This window comes from Hyalangium ruber (assembly GCF_034259325.1).
In the GTDB taxonomy this organism is placed as follows: domain Bacteria; phylum Myxococcota; class Myxococcia; order Myxococcales; family Myxococcaceae; genus Hyalangium_A; species Hyalangium_A rubrum.
This window is the reverse complement of sequence record NZ_JAXIVS010000001.1, coordinates 709,474-725,405: the sequence shown is the minus strand read 5'-3', so window position 1 is coordinate 725,405 and position 15,932 is coordinate 709,474. Positions and strand designations below refer to the sequence as shown.

Sequence of the window (15,932 nt, the reverse complement as noted above, 5' to 3'; positions counted from 1 at the left end):
TCCTCCCTTGCAGGGCTTCACGCTGCTCAGGATGAGGCTGGTCACTGCTGAGTCGGTGGCAAAGGCTCGCGTGAAGCCCTTGCCGTCACGAGCGGAAGGGAGAGAGGGGAGGGAGCGCCAGAACGGGCCGAGCTGGGTCAGCGGGTCAGTGCCTGAACCAACCTGTTCCGATTGAAGGCGTCCGACAAGGTGTCCGTCTTCGTCTGCTCCCGCGCCTCTTCCATGGCCTTCACGAGCTGCTCGGCGTGCTCACGTACCAGCTTGGTGATCTGCTCCTTGTGGGCCTTGAGCTCGACCTCGACCTCGGCCCGAATCTCGGGAGGCAGGGCGGCGATCTCGGCCGCCGAGTACGAGAAGGCCTTCTCCAGATCCACGGCCCACACATCCACGGGCTCGCGGTACCACTCACGCAGGCGCGACTCGAGATCCGTGGAGCGCATGCCGGCGTTGGCGTACTCCCACATCTTCTCCTGCGCCAACGCCTCGCGGATGTCCGGCCCCAGGGGGCCGAAGAACTTGAACTGATGGGTGGAGATGAACGTGTTGAAGATGCGCTCCGTCTTCGACAGGTGGCCGCTCAGGCGGCTGAGCGCGGCCTGGGTGAACTCGCGTGCGCAGGTCTTCTGGGCGGAGGTGACCAGATCCGACTCCCACTTCTCCAGGGCGTCGCGTGAGTCCGAGTAGTACTGCTTGGCCTGCTCGAAGCCGTTGTCCCGGACGAACTCCTCGGCGTCCGCGCGCGTCTGGCTGTAGACCACGAGGACGCCTCGCGAGTGGGTGTCGAGTGAGTTCTTGTACGTCTGCACGCGCTGCTTGAACCAGGGATTCTGCTCGAGCAGGTACTTGATGACCTTCGAGATGCTCCCGAGGACCCTCGAGATCAGCGTGGCGTGCCCGCCGATCCAATCCAGGATGTACTTCTTCGCCATGCCCCCGCCGGGGATCTTCTTGGGCAGGTCGTTGAGGTACACGATGGCCGCGCCCAGGTGCTCGAGGATCTCCCGGCGCGTCGCGGCCACCTGCTTGACCGCCTCGTCCATGGCCTTCTGGGTCTCCTCCAGGATGCGGCGCTCGGCCTCGCTGATGAGGTTGTTCTGGTCGGAGATGGTGCTCCACTTCTTGTTGAGGATCTGGGTGTAGTCCTCGAGGTTCGTCTGGTGGGCGATGAGCATGTCCCGCATGAAGCCGACGTTCTTGGCCTCGAGCCCATTGAGGAACCGGTGCTCCTCGATGAGGACGCGGACGCGGAAGTCCGCCGCGGCGGGGCTGGGCTTCGAGCTGGAGTTGGCGCTGAACACGTCACCGATGTGCTGCACGAGCGCCGCCCGCATCTGCTTGATCTGCTCCTCCCACTGGGACTTCAGGAGATCCAGGCGCGTGTCCTCCAGGATGCGCAGGAGCGCCTCGAGGCCATTGTGGACGGCGTTCGTGTAGTTGCCGATGGCCAGCGGCAGGTACAGGCGCTCCGCTGACTCGAGCTGCTCGTGGATCTCGATGACCTGCCCACCGAGCTCGGTCTTGCGCTGATCGTACAGGCCCATCCCATCACCTCCGGTGTTCGTCCCTACAGACTCTGGACGGAAGAGATTCGCCAGGGTCCTCCATCCAGCCGCTGCAGCTCCCAGGCTGGGCGGACGGCGACCCCGGTGAAGGCGTGGTACTCCCCATCGAACAGGCCGATGTGCTCGACCTGCACGTCCACAGACTCGATGCGAGGCGTGCCCAGGCGCGGGTTCTCGGCGGCGACCAAGCGAACATCCCCCTCCCAGACCACCCGCACATCGCTCACGCGCTGCGAGAGCAGGCGGCAGGAGTGGATCCAGGGCTCGTCCAGCAGGTAGGGGTAGTGGGGGTAGTAGAGCGGTCGGCCATCCTCCAGCGCGCTCGCCCGCCACGTGACGAAGAGCTGCGTCCAGGTGGCCTGGTCCCCAGCCTTGATGGCCGCGATCATCGTCTCGATGACCTGCCGGGGCGAGGCGGTGTCCGGAGGAAGCGCGCTGTGGGTCTTCGTGAGCTCCTCCTCGCCAGCGAACGGGGACTCGCCCTGCTGCTCAATGGTGAGATCGACGAAGGCCTTGTCGCCGAGCGTGGCCGCCACGGGCTCCACGACGAAGCCCGCGACACCCCGGTCCCCAATGATGAGCAGCCGGGGATCGGGCTGGATGCGCCCGATGACGGCATAGTGCTCGGGCAAGCTCGTCGAGACGAGCTTCGTGTAGCGCCGGGCCGCCAGGAGCATTCGTTGGGCCGCTGGGAGGCGGCTCTCGAAGAAGTACCAGGTGTTCCCGATCTGGCTGGTCAGGAAGTTCCGCCCCGCCTCGGAGATCCAGTTCCGGTTCCGGATGACGGGGAGCACCACGTACTTGCCCACCACCGGAGTGCGGTCGTCCAGGAGCGGGTTGAGGCGCAGATCCCCATCCGCCAGGGTCTCCTTCGCCAGGGACTGGAGGAAGCGCTCGCGAGCCTCGCGGGCCCGCTGCTCGATTTGCGCCGCGCGCTGCTCGCCCAGCTCGCGGTAGGCAAGGTCCGCCGGAGTCAGCTCGTAGCGGCGCCCCTCCAGCTTCGTGCGCATGCCCTCCCAGTCCTCGCGGGTGGCCTGCGCGAAGGGCCCTGGGTGGCGCTCGGCCAGGAAGTCCACGCGGGGCTTGGAGGCGAGGTGCTCCTTCAGGGTGTAGCGGCTGTCCATGCTGCGGCTCTGCCAGTTGTCGTCCAACACCTGGGAGCCCTGCTTCTGGAACTTCTCCAGCCAGGCGCTCCAGCTGGTACCGAAGTCGAAGCCGTCATGGGCCATGGAGTCCGGCCCGCCGGAGCCGATCAGTCGCCGCCCCGTGGCGCTGCTGTAGACGCGCTCGGCCCGGATCCGGCCACGAAACTCCAGCGTCTCCCAGCCTTGACCCGGCACGCGCCGCCGGCGGACGGTCAGCGTCACGGGCGTGTCTTCCGTGGCCCCGCGTTCCTCCCAGCGCTTGCTCTCCTGGTACTGGCCCACGAGGGTGGGGCGGAGGCGCTGGAGCTCGCGCAGCTCGGAGGGGAAAGTCACGGGGGTTCCGTCCACCGCGATGATCTGATCCCCCACACGCAGCCCCGTGCCACGGAAGCCGCTGTGCCAGTGGATCCAGCTGACGCGCAGCGCCGGGCTGGAAGGATCCTCGACGGGATGGGTCTCCAGCCCCGTGCTCAGGTTCGCTTGAACGTAGACCTGCTCTCCGGGGGCCGGCGTGGCGGACTCTGACATGGTGGCTCCTTGGGGAGGATAACCCAACCCATACAGGGGGTGAAGCCACGGGACCCGATGGCGCGTCAGCCGGCGGATGCGAGGGCACGCTCCACGTCGGCATGTTGCCGCGCCGCTCCCCGCTTCACGTGGGAGCATCGGGCCGACTACGCTCCTGACCCGTGACTCCCTACACGATGCTGCACCTCGCGCTCGCGGGAGCGTTCTTCGTCCTCGCGATGTTGCATTTCGCGACCTGGGCCGCGGTGAGATCGCAGCGAGTTCAGCTCTGGCTCGCCGCGAGCTTCCTCGGGTTCGCGGTGCTCTCCATCACGACGGGGCTCACCAGCCACGAAGCCAGCGCGATGATCGCCGACACACGGCCCTGGCTCCTGCTCGGCGTCCTGCCGTCGATTCCGCTCCCGTTCACGCTGCTTCGCGTCGCGTGGTCGCTGCTGGATCTGCCGCTCACGCGCTGGCGACGCGTGATGCTGGGAGTGGCCCTCGTGCTCGGTGTGGTGCGGGTGGTCGATGTCTCCTGGTCTCTCTTCACGCTGCCCGAGACCGGGCTGACGGCGGAGGCCCTCTCGCGTGCCACCGCGGGCCTGAGTCTTCCGTTGTTCTGGCTCCTCGCGACGTGCGTGGCAGGGACCTGGGCCGTCGAAGCGGCACGGCTCCTGAAGCGCCGGGGCGCGATGGCGGCTGCCGTGCTCGCCGCGTCCCTGTGCGCGCTCGCGCTCCTCGGCCGTGAGCTCGCTATCGACGCGGGCTGGCTCCAGGGGACCCCGTTCTTCGTGCTCGTGGGGCTTCCCTTCCTGATGCTTGCCTCCACCGCGCTCGCGATCCTCACCGCGCGCTCGCTTCGTGGCGCGGACCTGGGAACCGGCATCCACCGCTACCGCCGGCTCACCCGGCTTGGGCGCGGCGGCATGGGAGAGGTGTGGCTCGCGGTGCGGACCGGGCGCGCGGGGTTTCATCGGCTCGTCGTCCTCAAGCGGATGCTGGATGACGTCCAGGACGACCCGGAGGCCCAGACCCAGCGCTTCATTAGCGAAGCGCGCACCTCCGCGCGGCTCCATCACCCGAACATCGTCTCCGTCTACGATCTCGGGCAGATCGACGGCGCGTGGTTCATCGTCATGGAGTACCTGAGTGGCGTGAACGCGTTCGAGCTCGTCAAGCGCGTCGACGGGGGAGGCACGCTGCCGCCCGAGGTGATCGTCGAGATCGGTCAGCAGTCCCTGCGTGGACTCGCCTACGCGCACGAGCATGGCGTGATCCACCGCGACATCAGCGCGGACAACCTCGTCGTGTCGTTCGACGGCGTGGTGAAGGTCGTCGATTTCGGGATCGCGCATCGCTCCGGCGAGGCCCAGGAGCGCATCATCGCGAAGGTTCCCGTGCCTTCCGAGAAGCGGCTCACGCAGGTTGGCTTCGTCGTTGGAAAGGCCGAGTACATGCCGCCCGAGCGACGCGAAGGCGCTGACGCGACCGCGTCCGGCGATCTCTTCGCGCTCGGCTGTGTCCTCTACGAGCTGCTGTCGGGCGAGCTTCCCGAGATTTCCTCCAGTGGCATCCGGCTTCCGCGCCTGGAGCGAGCCGACGCGCCCCCCGCCTATCAACTGCTCAAGCGGGTCCTCGACGTGGCGCTTCACCTCGAGCCGGGGCAGCGCTATCCCGACGCGAGGGCCTTCCTGCGTGGCCTCGAACCGGTGAGACAGGCGCTCCCGGCGGTCGACCTCACGAGCTGGCTGCGCGAGAACTTCGCGGAGCGATGGACGCGCGAGCGAGGGCTCCTGGAGCTCAGCGATCCCACGCCCGCCGAAGTGGAAGCGCTGCGCACGCGCGAGTCACCCGTGGTGCCCAGCGCGGCGGCAGCGACCACGCAGATCATCGGTGCAGGAGCCACGCCTCCTGTCGATGAACAGAAGACGCGACTCAATCCTCGTGCTCCCGCAGGCCCGCGCCGCTGAGGGAGCACCACCCAGGGGCCCACGGGCGGGAGATTCAGAAGGCCTCGCCTACGTTCAGATAGAACGACAGATCGCTGCCATACGCGACGTCGAGCCGGATGTTGACCGGCACATCCTTCACCGGCGCCAACCGGAGGCCCGCGCCCGCAGCGGGTTTGGGGGCTGACAGCAGCTCCATGTCCAGGCTCCGGCCGACATTGCCGACCGACGCGAACACGACTCCGCCCACGCGCCAGAAGAGGGGAGCCCGGTACTCGGCCTGCAGGGCGAGGTGCTGCCTGTCCCGGAAGCGGCCCTCGAAGTAGCCGCGCATCATCTCGCCGCTGCCGAGCTTGCCCGTGTCGTAGAAGGGAGGCTCGCCGCTGCGCAGCTCGAGGAGCGCGTGCAGCGCGAGGACATGCTGGGCGTAGGGCATCGTCCAATATCCGCGGCTGTCGATGCGCAGCAGGTTGAACTCCGTGGTAGAGCCCAGCGCCGGCTGAGCCGTGCGCAGGTGCGCGCGGACCAGCGCTCCCGTGCGCGGATACAGCGTGCTGTCACGCGTGTCCCACAGCGCCGAGAGGCCGAGCTGAACGGTGGTTCCTCCCCGGGAGCCGGGAACCTCGCCTCGGTCGAGCATGCCTCCGGGAGCCTGGCCCGCCATCCGTGCCACCTGGAGGCGGCCACTCGGGCCTACATAAAAAGCCGGGAAGAGGCGCCACTTCGGGCTGAACTCGAGCTCGTAATAGGTGGGGGTGTAGGGCTCCTTCCCGCTCGCGCTCGTTGCGTTCCCCATCCCGAAGAACTGGTCCGGGAACTTCGCCGCGCTGAGGGTTCCGCCCAGGTGCAGCCGGTCTTCCAGGGCGAAGACGTCGGACGATAGGATTACCGAGAACTGCTTGCGCAGACTCGCGGAGCCCGCGAGGAGAAGCTGCGACTCGCGGAGCCCGCTCTGCTCGGAGGGCTGATGCACGAGCGCGGCCGCGCCGCCGATCAGCCAGCTCGTCTCCGGTTGGTAGGCCGGGAGCGCGAAGGGCACCACGCTGAACCCTCCGTCCTTCGCTTCGCCCTCGGGTGGCTGCTCCTCGGCCCAGGCGGTGGCGCACAGCAGCAGCACGGTGACGATCGTTCCCCTCATGGCAGGCCCCCTCGGCGCTCAGACGTTCTCGTCCAGCCAGTCGAACAGCCGCTGCGACGCGAGCGCGATCGCCCCTGCCTGGCAGTGCAGCGGCGCGGCCTCCTCCTCCGTGAACATCATGAGGTGCTTGGGGCCCTTCAGCGCGTCGTACAGCTTTTGCGATTGTCCCGGCGTCGCGTCCTCCGCGGTGCCCTCCATGATGAGCACGGGGCACGTAATCCGGTCGATGATGGGCTCGTTGTTGAACTCCGAGAGGAGCTGGAAGACGTGCGACGGTGACCTGGCGCCGTGCTTCCACAGCACATCGCGGAGCCAGTACTCCGCCGTCGGCCATCCGCTCGCCAGCCGGTGGATCGCCTGGTCGAACAGCTCGGGCTTCGAGTTCAGCAGGGACATGACGCCTGGCACGAAGCGCTCGAAGTGGCTGGACATCGCCTCCCACCAGCTCAAGACGCCGGGGTTCGCGATGCACAGCGCGATCCGCGAGTCGAACGCCGCGGCACGCGGGGCGAGCGCTCCTCCGAACGACAAGCCCATCAAGAGGATCCGCTTGGGGTCCACGCCCGCCAACCGCTCCGCGACATCGACCACCGGGCTCACCGCGCGTTCCCAATCGGGCCGGAAGGCCAGCCCTTTCTCGCGCAACGCCCTGCCTTGGCCCGGCCCATGGAAGATGAGCGCGTGGTAGCCGCGCTTGTAGGCCCCGTCGTAGACCCACTTCGTCTCCTCGGGCCAGGCGTGCAGCCCCTGGTGGAGCAGGAGGATCGGCGCCGAGGGCTTCGCGTACGGCGAGCGGATGAAGTAGCCGGGGAGGGAAGTTCCTTCGTAAGGGATCTCGATGGGCTGGGCCGGGTAGCCGAGCAGCGAATTCGACTTCTCGAAGGTGGCGGTGGCGCGCCGTGTGGCCTCCAAGAGTCGTGGGTCGCTCCGATCGGTGTAATGCAACGTCGCCGCCCGGTAATAGTTCGCGGCGCGCGCATAGGTCTCTCCCGCGCTCAGCGTATGGCCCTTGCCGTGGGCGGTGTCGGCGACTTTGTGGACGCGCTCGGCCGTCTTGAGCCACTCGTCGAACCAGCTCTTCTCCTCGCCGGCCTGGATTCGTTTCGCCGTCTCGAGGCACTCGCCGATATCGCTCATGCCGCTGGTGGCGTGGCCCAGGTACCAGAGCAGCTGGTTGTCCATGAGCCCGTCGCCGGTGAACCGCAGGTCGTACCAGGCCTCGCTGCGCGGCTTGATCCCTGGAACCTCCTTTGGGGGCTGGGCCACGGCCCGCTGCGTGCCCAGCGCCGCGAGCGCCCCGCCCAGGAACAGTCCGGCCCCGCCGAGCGCCAGTCGCCGCGAGACCCGTGCCGAAGCCTTCCGATCCGCGCTAATCTCACCGCTGCTTGAATCCATGGATTTACTCCGTCGGTTCAATCAACTGATTAAATCAGTAGATCGGACGCGTGGCGGCTGTCAAATCCGCATGGGAAGTTTCAGGAGTTACGGAGGTTTACCCCGCATGGCGGAGAGAAATCAGGCCGTTCGTACCCGCATCCTGCTGGCCGCGGTGACGTGCATCGAGCGGGACGGGTTGGAGGCCACGGGCATCCGGGAGATCGCCCGCGAGGCCGGCGTGAACAGCGCCGCGATCAACTACTACTTCCAGAGCAAGGACAACCTGATCGCCCTGGCGCTGGAGGGCACGCTCGAGGAGGCCTTCGGCGCGTTCCTCAGCGACTTCGACAAGCAGCGGGCCAGCGGGCTCGAGGTGAAGGCAGCACTCGAGAAGGTCCTCGAGGACTACCTCATGCACTCGACGCGGTTTCCTCGCATCGCGCACGCGCACCTGAGGGACGCACTGGTGAAGCAGTCCTACGACGCGATGGCGGTGAAGCGCCTCAACGCGTTCCTTGCGGAGCTCACCCCCCGCATCGCGCCGGCGGTGCCGCACCTATCGGAGACGGCGCTGCGGATCGCGCTCTCGCAGATCTGGGCGGCACTCATGCTCCTGGGGATGCTTCCCGGCCTGTTCCAGGCGTTCGTGCCGCTCAACTTCGACCGCGAGGAGGACCGCCGTGCCTGGGGGCGGCAGATCCTGAAGGTGCTCTTCGGGTAGCAGCGAAAGGAGTACGCGCTAGCCCGCTTCGACGAGCGCCGCGAGTTTGTCGAGAGACATCTGCCAGCCGGTCTCGTTGTCCGCGGGGGGCACGCCAGGCGGTAGCCCGTCGTGTACGGCGAGGACATCGGTGCCACCGTCCGCATCCTCGAGCGTGAACGTGATGGTCATCTCACCTTGCATCGAGGGATCGGTCGTCTCGAACTCGAGCACTTCGACCACCTGCTCGTTCGGTACGAGCTTCACGAAGCGGCCGTGATACGTGTCGGTGTGCGCGGTCGTCTTGCCGGTCGCGGTGGGCGAGTCGTACGTGAGGGAGATCCGGAACGTGCCACCTTCGCGAGCGTCGAACGCATGCACGTGGCTGGTCATGCCGGTCGGCACCATCCACGTCGTGACCGAGCGTGCATCGAGAAGCGCGAGATAGACGCGCGCGCGGGGCGCCTTCACGTGACGACGCAGGCGGGTTGAGCTCATGCCCGAAGCTTAGCACGGGGCACGTAGGGGGTAGGCCCACCGTGCCGGTGCCACTAGAGTCCCGGCTACCTTCATGGGAGGTCGTATGCACGCACGGCGCGGGGAAGAAGTGTCCACGTTCAAGGAGGTCGAGCCAGGCCGTTTCACCTTCTTCCAGCGGGCCACGCTGGGCGCTCCCATCAGCGAGACGTGGCCGACGCTTCGGGACTTCCCTCAGATAGCGAAGATCCTCATTCCCGCCGGGGTCTTTCAATGGGTTGAAGGACACAGCCTTCCGAAGCTCCCAGCGCGCTACCAGCTGACCCTCGGTGACCTGACGCTTCAGGAGGAAATCACCGCCTGCGACGAGCGAGAGCACGCCGTCCGTTACCACCTGCGCAGCCCAGGGCTTGGCATGCAGACGTACTCCGCGGAGATCAAGTTCACCCCCGAGGGGGAAAAGCAGACCGTGGTGGAGTACTCACGAGAGATCACCCTGCAGGCCGGAGCCAGCGTGGAGCCGCTGAAGCAGATCATCGATCAGCAGCTCGTCGCCCTGAAGACGCACTTCTCCAGGCACGCGTAGGCCCTCCAGGACTCAGCAGCACGTGTGTCGTGGCAGGAAGGCCCGGAGGGTTGCTGCTCCCGTATGGGAGGAGAGGCTTCGCTGGGCCTTCGTGGAGAACTCAGGTGCGCGGGGGTAGACGGTGGTTCCACCCTTGATGGTCTCGACCACGCTGATATTTCGCAATGCCTCCGTGGAGACCGTGAGCGGGTTGTCCGACAGCACGACCAGATCCGCCAGCTTGCCCGGCTCCAGGGTGCCTTTGTCCTTCTCCTCGAAGTTCTGGTACGCGGCCCATGCCGTCACCGCCTTGAGCGCCTCCAGCGGCGTCGCGCGCTGCTCGGGTCCCAGCTCCTTCTGGCTGCGCGTGGTGCGTGACACGGCACTCCATACGAGCGGCAGGATGTCTGGAGGCACCACGGGCGAGTCATTGTGGATCGTGTAGAGCATCCCCCGGTTCGCGGTGGAGCGCAGGGGTGAGATGCGCCGTGCTCGCACCAAGCCCAGCGTCTCGTCCCGGTGCCAGTCACCCCAGTAGAAGGTATGCGCCACGAAGAAGGTGGGGATGATGCCCAGGGCCTTCATGGTGTCGAGCTGATCCTCTCGCACCGTCTGCGCATGCACCATGACGGGTCGTCGGTCGGCTGGCCCGAATTTCTGTGTGGCCCGCTCCACGGACTTCAGCATCATGTCCGCCGCCGCATCTCCGTTGCAGTGGATGTGGAGCTGCCGCCCGTTTTTGAAGGCCTTCTCTACCTCCGCGTCCAGCTCCTCCTCACTCAGGATGGGCCGCCCACGGTAGGTAGAGATCTCGCCCGGCGGCGGAATGAGGTAGGGCTCTCGTAGAAACGCCGTCTTGCCCTGGGGCGAGCCATCCTGGGTGATCTTCACGCCGCCCACCTTGAGGTGGCCCACGTAGTTCTCCCGGGGCAGGTTGGGGATCGTGTCGATGTCATCTGCCTCCGTCCACTTCGGAAACATGAGCACGTCGAGGAAGAGCACCTGCTGAGACGCGGCGAGTTGCAATAGCTCGACCGAGCTCTTGCCCGAGATGCCGTCCTCCACGGTGGTGATCCCCAGGCGCGCATAGCGCTGCTGTACCTCGTGCAGCGTCTTCAACAGCCCGGGAATGTCCGGCTCCTGGGGCAACAGTTTATGGAAGGCGTTGACGGCCTCCTCCTCCACCACGCCAGTAGGCTCGCCGTTCTCATCCACCTGGATGACCCCTCCCGGTGGGGCGGACTCAGCACTCACATAGCCCACCGCATTCAGCAGCGGGGTGTTGAACACCGCCAGATGCGCCGAGGTGTGTACGATGCAGATGGGGTGCTTTTCGGAGACTGCATCCAACTCCTCGCGGGTCGGATGCCGCCCCTCCGCCAGCAACGAGTCGTCATACCCACTGGCGAGCACGAGCGTGCCCTCGGGAATGGCTTTCTCCTCGATGTACTTCCGCAGTGCGTTGGCAATGTCCGGGATGCTCTTGATGGTGCCCGCGGGCGGCGGCGACAGATCCGGTGTGCCCCAGTAGAGGATCCAGCCCATGAGGTGCCCGTGCGCGTCGATGAAGCCTGGCATCAGCGTGCGGCCCGCCAGGTCCACCACCTCCGTGTCCGTGCCCTGGAGTTGCTGGAGGTTCTCCCAGGTGCCCACCGCAAGGATGCGCTCGCCCCGGACCGCCAGCGCCTCTACTTCGGGCTGGGCATCGTTCATCGTGAGGATGGTGCCACCCCGGTAGATGCGGTCCGCCATGAGCGGCGTGGAGTCAGCTGTGTGGGTTGTCATGTCTGGCGGTTCCGAGGGATTCGGGGAAGGCCACACCCTACACTGGGAGTCCCTGTCGAAAAGCCCCCGAGTACGCCCCCCTGGCGACAGCTGTGATCAGGCGGAAACAAGAGTTACCAGGGATGCGCCCCTCTAGGCCTTGCCAACCTCTCGGAATCATTGGTGCCTGGCGCTGGCACGGGGCTGGCTATGGGAGGAAGGCATGAACCTGCCCGCCCTGAACAACCGCCCCGTCGTTGCCCGCCTCCCCACCGCCGCCACCGGGAACACGCTCGGTGCTCAGACGCAGAAGGCCTCCGAGCCCAAGAGCGAGAACAAGGCGCTGGGCCACTCCATGAAGGACATGTTCGAGGCGCAGGCCAAGAAGGCGCCCGAGAAGGCCGAGGCGCCCAAGAAGGAGATGCCGGCCGAGTACAAGGAGGCCGTGGCCCGCGCGGACGAGTTCCTCAACCCCAAGTCGGACGAGAAGCGCGGCGAGGACTGGCATGTCACGCACAACGGTCGGGATGGCAAGGCCACGGGCAAGAAGGAGGAGGCCCAGGCCTCCAAGCTGGTGAAGGCCAACGAGAAGCTGGAGAAGGAGGCGCTCTCCAAGCTCTCGGAGGGCGAGCGCAATCAGTACAAGGAGGTGAAGGACGCCATCGCCACCTACCACGACAAGGGCTCGGAGCAGCTGGCGCTGCAGAAGCTGCTCTTCCAGGGCAAGCTGCCCGGAGAGAAGGACCTCAAGGGCGAGGGCACCACGCTGGACCACCTGGCCCGGGCGGCCAAGGGCGATGACCTGGCCAAGGGCGTGCAGCGCGGTGACTTCGCGGGCACGCTGGCCCGGGAGCTGGCCACCCCCAGCTCCATCAACCAGGGCTCCAAGGGCACCTGCGCCCCCACCGCGCTGAGCATCAACCTGGCGGAGAAGAACCCCGCCGAGTACGCGCGCATCTCCGTGGGCCTGGCCAGCAAGGAGGGCAAGGTGGACCTGGCGGACGGAAAGACGACGCTGCACCGCGAGAAGGAGACGTCCTTCAAGGACGACGGCTCCAACCGCTCCATCAACCAGCGCATCCTCGCGCCCGCCCTCATGGAGATGTCCAACCTGGAGCGGGACTACAACGACAAGTCGGGCGATGGCGCCGGGGCCACCTCCGGAGGGCTCGACAAGCTCAACGACGCCATCTCCGGCAAGGACATGAAGTCCTCCGAGTTCGGCGACAAGCAGAAGGACACCGCCATGCGCATCATCGACTCGGAGCTGTCCCAGGACAGAAACGTCATGACGGGCATGCGCTTCGAGGAGCCGGGCAAGCCGCACTCGTTCCACGAGGTGCTCGTCACCGGCACCTCCAAGGACAACGGCAAGGACTTCGTCCACTTCACCAACCCCTGGGGCGACGAGGAGAAGATGTCGCGCGACGACTTCAAGAACCGCGTCTTCTCCGCCAACTACGAGGGGCCGAACCTGGGCGCGCTCGCCCGGGCCACTCAGCTCAACAGCATGCGCCAGGTGACCGTCTGAAGAGGGGCGTCGCACTGGGAGAGAAGAGCGGGGACGGCAAGCGCCCCGCTCCGGTCGAGGGCTACAGGTGGAAGTCGCCAGCCGCCTCGGGCTGGTAGAGGACCGCCACGATGCGCAGCGTGGTGACGCGCCCGTTGGGCAGCGGCCAGTCGATGACGTCGCCCACCCTGAGGCCCAGCACCGCCAGCCCCACCGGCGCGAGGATCGACACCTTCGACTGGGCCATGTCCGCCTCATCCGGGTAGACCAACGTCGCCTCGCGGCGACGCCCCGTCTCCACGTCCTCGAAGAGGATGCGCGACCTCATGGTGACGACATCGGCCGGGATCTGGTGCTGCGGCGTGATGGACGCGCGGTCCAGCTCGAGCTCGAGCAGCTCGGCCGCTTCAGCCCGGGAGCCTTCGAGGTAGCGCTCCACGATGGTGCGCAGGCGGGACATGTCCTCGGTGGTGATGCGCACGGCCGGAGCAGGGGAAAGAAGCGTCATGGAACCCATGGTGAACCTCGACGTTCCGGCCAGGGTGTGGCCGGAAGCGCAATGGTGATGGACGGCTTGGTGGAGGGGGGAGCTGGCTGACGGGCGTGGAGGCGCGCCGTCGACGGGCTGGTTAGGCAGTGACCGTCGAGGCGCGCAAATCAGGGCAGGGCGTCTTCCGGACACACCTCTCCTGAGCGCCGCGCCGAGGCGTCGATGCACTCATGGGAAAGGGAAGTCGGGACAAAAACGCCTCCAAGACAGCTCCGGAACAGATATCCGCGTGGGCGCCGTTCCGCAAGTCCCCGGGAACAGCGCCCTCGGCGGAGAAGCGCGGCTCAGTTGCAGTAGTACGTCGGGGCCAGCTCGAGGACCCGCTGCTCGGCCATGGGAGAGAGCGCGCGCAGGCGGGAGAGGAAGAGGGGCGCCTTCATCCCCATTCCGATGAAGCCCCAGACGTACGAGCGCTCCTGGGCCTCGAGGATCTCCTTCCGCTCGGCCTCCGTGAACTTCCGCTCCGTGGCCTTCTCGAGGGTTTGCACGTCCAGCTCGAGCTGGGCGTTCAAGGTGCCCCGGAGCGCCTGGAGCAGCTCGGCGTACTCGTTCATGGCCGCCTCCACCGTCTCGGGCTCCTGGGCGATGATCTTCTGGGCCTCCAGGAAGTCGAGGCGGGTGTGCTGCGCCTCCTCGAGCCAGTGGTGCTTGAGCATGTTGCAGAACAGGGGATCGAGCTCCTCGCGCTTATTGTCGCGGATGGTCTCGATGTAGTGCTGCTGCGTCATGAGCTCCATGTGGAGGTTGAAGAACAGCACCCCCAGGTTCGACTTCGCCATGATGGCCTTGGCCACCTGGACCTGGTTGTCGAGCAGGGCCGGAGCGACCTTGAAGCCCCGGGCGAACGCGCTGGTGTAGCGCGCGAAGAGCTGCTGGTGCTTGAGCTCTTCCTCGCTGAAGCGCAGCAGCGCGCGCATGTGGGTCGGCTTCCCGTGGAGCTCCAGGCTGGCGCGATGCGCCGCCAGGGCCACCGCGTACTCCTCCAGGAACAGGAACAGGTGGGCGTAGCTGTTGGAGCGGATCTGATTGAGCATCAGCTTCTCCTGATCGCTCAAGCAGCGAATTCCTTCCGTTCCCGTCAGCGCATCCGAGAGGATCCGCCGGCTGAAGTCGATGACAGTGTCCTTGGGCAACAGCTCGTCGATTCGCCAGGACACGCGCTCGGAACTCTGGATGCAGGATTGGTACTCGGAGTCTTGATTGAGCATGCTGGAAGCAGACGACCGTTGCTCAATTCTCGTCAAGGTGTGCTGGAGCGCAGATCCTGATGAAGGGTGCGCGGGCTGTGGCCCGTGATTGGAATCTTATGAACGTCCCGTTCCGTATCGCCACCGGTCCTCGCGGGCTTCCTCTCATCGGAGTCATTCGAGACGTCCGAAAGGACACGCTCGGTTGGCTCATGCGCACCGCCTTGGAGCATGGGCCGGTGGCGCAGTATCGCTTCGGTCCCGGGCGCGCCTATCTGGTCACCCATCCCGAGGGGCTCAAGCACGTGCTGCAGGACCACGTGAAGAACTACACGAAGGACCATTTCAGCTATGCGCTGTTCCGCCGCATCGGGGGCGATGGTCTGATCACCAGCCAGGGCGAGACGTGGCTCAAGCAGCGCAGGCTCGCGCAGCCCGCCTTCCACCGCGCGCGGATTTCGGCGATGGCCGAGCAGATGGTGCGAGCGGCGGCGGAGCTCGCCGAACACTGGAGTGAATCCCAGCGCTCGGGAACGCCGCGCCCCGTGGTGCGGGACATGATGGCGCTCACCTTGCGCATCGTCGGCGAGGCGCTGTTCGGGACGGATGTGCGCGCGGAGGTCGAGGCCGTGTCGGCGGCCTTCAACGTCCTCAGCGAGCAGACGGTGGAGCGGTTCCGCTCGCTTCGGCTCCTCCCTCCGGTGCTGCCCACCGCGTATGATCGAGCCTTCCGCCAGGCCGGCGCCACGCTGAGAGATGTGGTGGGCCGGGTCATCGCGGAGCGCCGAAAGCACCTGGAGGATCGGGGAGACCTGCTCTCCATGTTCATGCTCGCGCGAGACGAAGAGACGGGCGAGCAGATGGATGATGCGCACCTCCAGGCCGAGGTGCTGACGATGATGCTCGCGGGCCATGAGACCACCGCCACGGCGCTCGCGTGGACCTGGGTGTTGCTCGAACAGAACCCGGAGCCGGAGCGGAAGCTCCACGAGGAGCTGGATGCCGTGCTCGGAGGCCGGTTGCCCACGGCCGACGATGTTCCCCGGCTCGTGTACACACGCAGGGTGCTGGATGAGTCGCTGCGCCTCTATCCACCGGTCTACGTCCTGAGCCGCAAGGTGGTGGAGGACGACACGGTCTACGGCTACCAGATACGCGGTGGCGCCTCGCTCGACATGAGCCCCTACGTCACGCAGCGCCTGCCGGAGTTCTGGCCGGAACCCGAGCGCTTCGAACCGGACCGCTTCACGCCCGAGCAGATCGCCGCGAGGCCGAGGTACGCGTACTTCCCGTTCCTCGGCGGCCCGCGTCAGTGCATCGGCAGCAACTTCGCGCTGATGGAAGGCACGCTGATCCTGGCGACGCTCGCCCAGCGCTACCGGCCTCGGATGGTGGCTGGCTACACGCCCAGGCCCGAGCCCCTCATCACGCTGCGGCCGGCCGACGAGCTGCCTTCCCTCATCACCCCTCGAGAGAGAAGCACGACAGCGTGAGGCGC

The 15,932-nt window shown here is 66.7% G+C and carries 13 protein-coding genes; 5 read left to right on the top strand and 8 right to left on the bottom strand.

The window, feature by feature from the left end:
- Nucleotides 1-137: 137 nt before the first annotated feature.
- Nucleotides 138-1,541, bottom strand: a complete 1,404-nt coding sequence (locus tag SYV04_RS02990) for a hypothetical protein (protein WP_321544037.1) — start codon at nucleotides 1,539-1,541, stop codon at nucleotides 138-140.
- Nucleotides 1,542-1,564: 23 nt separating this feature from the next.
- A complete protein-coding gene (locus SYV04_RS02985) occupies nucleotides 1,565-3,235 on the bottom strand; it encodes a S41 family peptidase (protein ID WP_321544036.1) in 1,671 nt (556 codons plus the stop codon).
- A gap of 161 nt (nucleotides 3,236-3,396) precedes the next feature.
- On the opposite strand from SYV04_RS02985, the gene SYV04_RS02980 reads away from it, so the two are divergent.
- Nucleotides 3,397-5,187: a serine/threonine-protein kinase gene (locus tag SYV04_RS02980; protein ID WP_321544035.1), complete on the top strand. Its 1,791-nt coding sequence runs from the start codon at nucleotides 3,397-3,399 to the stop codon at nucleotides 5,185-5,187.
- A gap of 34 nt (nucleotides 5,188-5,221) precedes the next feature.
- On the opposite strand, the gene SYV04_RS02975 is transcribed toward SYV04_RS02980, so the two are convergent.
- Both SYV04_RS02975 and SYV04_RS02970 read right to left on the bottom strand, forming a co-directional pair.
- A complete protein-coding gene (locus tag SYV04_RS02975; RefSeq protein WP_321544034.1) occupies nucleotides 5,222-6,304 on the bottom strand; it encodes a BamA/TamA family outer membrane protein in 1,083 nt (360 codons plus the stop codon).
- 18 nt (nucleotides 6,305-6,322) lie between these two features.
- Nucleotides 6,323-7,699, bottom strand: coding sequence for an alpha/beta hydrolase family protein (locus SYV04_RS02970; RefSeq protein ID WP_321544033.1), 1,377 nt, complete (start codon nucleotides 7,697-7,699; stop codon nucleotides 6,323-6,325).
- A 106-nt stretch (nucleotides 7,700-7,805) separates the two neighbouring features.
- Here SYV04_RS02970 and SYV04_RS02965 point away from each other — a divergent pair, with 106 nt between their 5' ends.
- Nucleotides 7,806-8,402, top strand: a complete 597-nt coding sequence (locus SYV04_RS02965) for a TetR/AcrR family transcriptional regulator (RefSeq protein WP_321544032.1) — start codon at nucleotides 7,806-7,808, stop codon at nucleotides 8,400-8,402.
- A gap of 18 nt (nucleotides 8,403-8,420) precedes the next feature.
- Here the strand turns inward: SYV04_RS02965 and SYV04_RS02960 are convergent, their stop codons facing one another.
- Nucleotides 8,421-8,879: an SRPBCC family protein gene (locus tag SYV04_RS02960; protein WP_321544031.1), complete on the bottom strand. Its 459-nt coding sequence runs from the start codon at nucleotides 8,877-8,879 to the stop codon at nucleotides 8,421-8,423.
- Nucleotides 8,880-8,964: 85 nt separating this feature from the next.
- Between SYV04_RS02960 and SYV04_RS02955 the strand changes: the two genes are divergently transcribed.
- A complete protein-coding gene (locus SYV04_RS02955; protein WP_321544030.1) occupies nucleotides 8,965-9,444 on the top strand; it encodes an SRPBCC family protein in 480 nt (159 codons plus the stop codon).
- Nucleotides 9,445-9,456: 12 nt separating this feature from the next.
- On the opposite strand, the gene SYV04_RS02950 is transcribed toward SYV04_RS02955, so the two are convergent.
- Entirely contained in the window at nucleotides 9,457-11,208 is a 1,752-nt protein-coding gene (locus SYV04_RS02950; protein WP_321544029.1) for an amidohydrolase, read from the bottom strand.
- Between the two features lie 202 nt (nucleotides 11,209-11,410).
- On the opposite strand from SYV04_RS02950, the gene SYV04_RS02945 reads away from it, so the two are divergent.
- Entirely contained in the window at nucleotides 11,411-12,718 is a 1,308-nt protein-coding gene (locus SYV04_RS02945) for a hypothetical protein (protein ID WP_321544028.1), read from the top strand.
- A gap of 61 nt (nucleotides 12,719-12,779) precedes the next feature.
- On the opposite strand, the gene rnk is transcribed toward SYV04_RS02945, so the two are convergent.
- Together rnk and SYV04_RS02935 are read right to left on the bottom strand one after the other, a co-directional pair.
- Entirely contained in the window at nucleotides 12,780-13,214 is a 435-nt protein-coding gene (gene rnk / locus SYV04_RS02940) for a nucleoside diphosphate kinase regulator (protein WP_422723904.1), read from the bottom strand.
- 317 nt (nucleotides 13,215-13,531) lie between these two features.
- A complete protein-coding gene (locus SYV04_RS02935; protein WP_321544027.1) occupies nucleotides 13,532-14,455 on the bottom strand; it encodes a hypothetical protein in 924 nt (307 codons plus the stop codon).
- Nucleotides 14,456-14,514: 59 nt separating this feature from the next.
- Here SYV04_RS02935 and SYV04_RS02930 point away from each other — a divergent pair, with 59 nt between their 5' ends.
- Complete coding sequence (locus tag SYV04_RS02930) at nucleotides 14,515-15,927, top strand: cytochrome P450 (RefSeq protein ID WP_321544026.1); 1,413 nt, start codon at nucleotides 14,515-14,517, stop codon at nucleotides 15,925-15,927.
- The last annotated feature ends 5 nt before the right edge of the window (nucleotides 15,928-15,932 follow it).

What these genes read in the sequence shown, in the direction of transcription:
- SYV04_RS02930 (WP_321544026.1), top strand. Translation starts at nt 14,515, where the DNA reads ATGAAGGGTGCGCGGGCTGTGGCCCGTGATTGGAATCTTATGAACGTC.
- SYV04_RS02975 (WP_321544034.1), bottom strand. Translation starts at nt 6,304, where the DNA reads ATGAGGGGAACGATCGTCACCGTGCTGCTGCTGTGCGCCACCGCCTGG.
- SYV04_RS02960 (WP_321544031.1), bottom strand. Translation starts at nt 8,879, where the DNA reads ATGAGCTCAACCCGCCTGCGTCGTCACGTGAAGGCGCCCCGCGCGCGC.
- SYV04_RS02970 (WP_321544033.1), bottom strand. Translation starts at nt 7,699, where the DNA reads ATGGATTCAAGCAGCGGTGAGATTAGCGCGGATCGGAAGGCTTCGGCA.
- SYV04_RS02935 (WP_321544027.1), bottom strand. Translation starts at nt 14,455, where the DNA reads ATGCTCAATCAAGACTCCGAGTACCAATCCTGCATCCAGAGTTCCGAG.
- SYV04_RS02945 (WP_321544028.1), top strand. Translation starts at nt 11,411, where the DNA reads ATGAACCTGCCCGCCCTGAACAACCGCCCCGTCGTTGCCCGCCTCCCC.
- SYV04_RS02985 (WP_321544036.1), bottom strand. Translation starts at nt 3,235, where the DNA reads ATGTCAGAGTCCGCCACGCCGGCCCCCGGAGAGCAGGTCTACGTTCAA.
- rnk (WP_422723904.1), bottom strand. Translation starts at nt 13,214, where the DNA reads ATGGGTTCCATGACGCTTCTTTCCCCTGCTCCGGCCGTGCGCATCACC.
- SYV04_RS02965 (WP_321544032.1), top strand. Translation starts at nt 7,806, where the DNA reads ATGGCGGAGAGAAATCAGGCCGTTCGTACCCGCATCCTGCTGGCCGCG.
- SYV04_RS02990 (WP_321544037.1), bottom strand. Translation starts at nt 1,541, where the DNA reads ATGGGCCTGTACGATCAGCGCAAGACCGAGCTCGGTGGGCAGGTCATC.
- SYV04_RS02955 (WP_321544030.1), top strand. Translation starts at nt 8,965, where the DNA reads ATGCACGCACGGCGCGGGGAAGAAGTGTCCACGTTCAAGGAGGTCGAG.
- SYV04_RS02950 (WP_321544029.1), bottom strand. Translation starts at nt 11,208, where the DNA reads ATGACAACCCACACAGCTGACTCCACGCCGCTCATGGCGGACCGCATC.